Below are 3,305 nucleotides of genomic sequence, written 5' to 3'. Positions count from 1 at the left end.
GTTTTCGTAGAAGGCGAGGCCGAACACGCCGACGCCGGTCTTGTTGGAGTCGATGCGGGCGAGCGTCTCGGTGTAGTCGCCGTCGATGTCGACAGCCTTGCCGTCCTTGCGGATGGCGATGCAGGTCTTGCCGACTTCCTTGTCGTCGCTGATGCCGGTGGCCTTGATGGCGGCCTTGTCGCAGCCGGCGTCGAGAAGCTTGGTCTCGAACACCTCGCGGGTGCCGTGCTTTTCACCCGGGATGTAGGCGGCGATGTCCCAGTCGGGGAGCTTCGGGTTGACCTGGTTCCACTTGGTGTTCGGATTGTCGACCAGCTTGCCGTCGACGACGAGCTTGGCGGCGAGCGCCTTGTAGATGTCGGCGGGAGCCAGCGCCCAGTCCGGGCCCTTGACGTCGGTGGCGAAGACGATGCCGTCATAGCCGATGCGGACTTCCTGGATGTCCTTCACGCCGGCGTCGGCGCAGGACTTGATCTCGTCCTTCTTGATCGGACGCGAGGAGTTGGCGATGTCGATGGTGTCTTCGCCGACGCCCTTGCAGAATTCCTTGATGCCGGCGCCGCTGCCGCCGGACTCGACCACCGGGGTCTTGAACTTGGTGAAGGTTTCGCCGAACTGCTCGGCGACGATCTTGGCATAGGGAAGGACGGTCGACGACCCGGCAACCTGGATCTGGTCGCGCGCGGCGGCGAAGCCGGACGACGCGGCGAGCGCAAGCGCAGCGGCCGACGCCGTGAGAAGGAATTTGTTCATGTGGCCTGCTCCTGTTCGGAAGATGGTCTCTCGGCACCGCTGTCCATTGGCGCCCGGTGAGGCCAATAGCTTCCGATTATTACAGTTGCATGACAGTTTCGTGTCAGCCCGGTAACGTCTCACTGGTCTGGCGGAAACGGCTGGCCGCCAGCCTCCGCGAGGCAAAGGCCGTTTGCCGGAGGGAATCAGGGACTTGCGCGAATTTCGATGACCGCCCCCGCCCTCGGCGGCGCGAGCCGCGGCCGCCGAGAAAAGAAAAGCCGGACGAGAGCGCGTTGCCCCTGGCCAGAGCGCATCATGGCCGAGCCATCGCCGAAAACAGGTCCGTTGGGGTAGATTCGACGCTGTTTCATGCCGGCGGTCGCTGCTCCCGCCCGTAACCGAAGGAGCGAATCCGATGCCGCCATTGTTCCGGCTCGACGCCCACAAGGGTATGGTGCGATCGCACCATACCCTTGCGACATCCCTTCGGTTCCCGGTGTGCTTTGCACAAATTGGACGCGACGGCGCCGGCCCGCAGGAGATAATCGGCCCTTCGCCTCGGCAGGCCTAGCCGGCGTTTCTCTGGACCTGGGCGCCCGTGCCGAGCCAGCGCTCGAGCTTCTCGAGCAGCGCCCTCGGGCTGATCGGCTTGGGCAGGTAGTCGTCCATGCCGGCCTCCAGGCAGCGCTCGCGGTCGCCCTTCAGCGCATGCGCGGTGACGCCGACGATCGGCACATGCATGCCGCTCTCCTCCTCGAGCCGGCGGATGACGGCCGTCGCCTCCAGCCCGTTCATCTCCGGCATCGACACGTCCATCAGGATCATGCGCGGATTGAGCCGGCCGTAGGCGTCGAGCGCCTTGCGGCCATTGCCGACGATCTCGAAGCCGTAGCCGGTCTCGCCGAGGATCTGCGTGAACACCATCTGGTTCACCTCATTGTCCTCGGCGACGAGGATGTCGAGCCCGCGTTCGGCGCTTGCCGGCCGGGCGCGCGCACGAACCGGCGGCGGCTGCAGCAGGGCCCGTTCCGACGCTGCCGTGGGCGCCTGCGCCGGCGCTGCGCGCGGCGGTCCGCTGCCGAGGGCGCCAGCTCCCGCTTGCGGCGGACGGCTGCCGACCGTGCTGTGGCGATGGCGCTGGATGGTGGCGACCAACGTCTCCAGCAGCACGGAGGAGCGGGCCGGCTTTATGAGCTGCGCGTCGATGCCTAGGTCGCGGTAACTGGTGTTGGCGAGCGACTGGTCGACGGACGTCAGCATGATGATCGGCGTGTGCGCGAGGCCGTCGGTATTGCGCACGATGCGCGCCATTTCGGCGCCGCTCATGCCCGGCATCTGGTAGTCGAGCACGACGCAGTCGACCGCCACGCCATAGGCGGCCGCCGCGATCAGTACCTTCAGCCCCTCGGCTCCGCTTTCAGCCGCGCAGGAATCGAACGTCCAGGACGCCATCTGCTCGCTGAGAATCGAGCGGTTGACGGCATTGTCGTCGACGATCAGCACCCGTGCCCCTGTCACGTCCACCGGCATGATCCGCTGCGCGCCCTCCTGGACGGCGCGCGGCAGCGTCACCGTGAACCAAAAGGTCGAGCCCTTGCCTTCGGCGCTCTCGACACCGATCTCGCCGGCCATCAGATCGACCAGCCGCGAGGTGATGGCCAGGCCGAGCCCGGTACCCTCGTGCCGCCTGGTCGAGGAGGTGTCGACCTGGCTGAACTTTTCGAACACAGCCCTCAGCTTGTCCTCGGGGATGCCGATGCCGGTATCGGTGACCGAGATGGTCAGCTTCGTTCCCATCGGCACGCGCTCGCCGGTGACGTCGACCAGCACATGGCCTTCGTCGGTGAATTTTACCGCATTGCCGAGGAGGTTGGTGACGATCTGCCTGATGCGCCCGACATCGCCGATGAAGTGGCTGTCGAGGCCCGGCTGGACGCGCACGATGAGCTCGAGATCCTTCTCCTTGGCGCGCGTCGAAACCAGCGTCGCCACATCCTCGATCGCCTCGGCCAGGTTGAAGGGAGCCGGATCGAGCACCATCTGGCCGGCGTCGATCTTGGAAAAGTCGAGGATGTCGTTGATGATGGTGAGCAGCGCGTTTCCCGACTTGACGATGATGGTCGGTGAAGGTCTTCTGCTTGGGGTCGAGATCCGACTTGGCCAGCAGCTCGGCCATGCCGAGCACGCCGTTCATCGGCGTGCGGATCTCGTGGCTCATATTGGCCAGGAATTCCGACTTGGCGCGGTCGGCGAGCACGGCGCGCTGCCGCGCTTCGCTGAGCTCGGCCTCGCGCTGCTTGAGCTCGGTGATGTCGGTGGTGGAGCCGATGAGATAGAGCGAACCGTCGGAGGCGATCATCGCCCCCTTGCGCGCGAACTGGTGCCTGACGCTGCCATCGGCGAGCGTCACGCTCTCCTCGATCTCCTGCGTCTCGCCGGTGCGCAGCACGGCGAGATCGCCGGCGACGAAGGCCTCGCCGTCCGGCCCGAAGATCTCGACATCGGTCTTGCCGATCGCCTCATCCTTGGCGAAGCCGGTGAGATCGCACCAGCCCTTGTTGACGTAGAAT

General features: G+C 65.8%; 1 protein-coding gene and 1 pseudogene. Both read right to left on the bottom strand.

Annotation, left to right across the window (positions count from 1 at the left end; translation table 11 throughout):
• A partial coding sequence (locus EOA33_RS29080) for a substrate-binding domain-containing protein (protein WP_127407215.1) occupies positions 1-753 on the bottom strand: 753 nt, incomplete at its 3' end.
• Between the two features lie 549 nt (positions 754-1,302).
• Positions 1,303-3,305: pseudogene (locus EOA33_RS29075) on the bottom strand (response regulator); the annotation flags it as partial.

The organism is Mesorhizobium sp. M4A.F.Ca.ET.050.02.1.1, from assembly GCF_003997725.1.
Taxonomy (GTDB): Bacteria; Pseudomonadota; Alphaproteobacteria; order Rhizobiales; family Rhizobiaceae; genus Mesorhizobium.
This window is presented reverse-complemented; position numbering and strand designations above follow the sequence as displayed.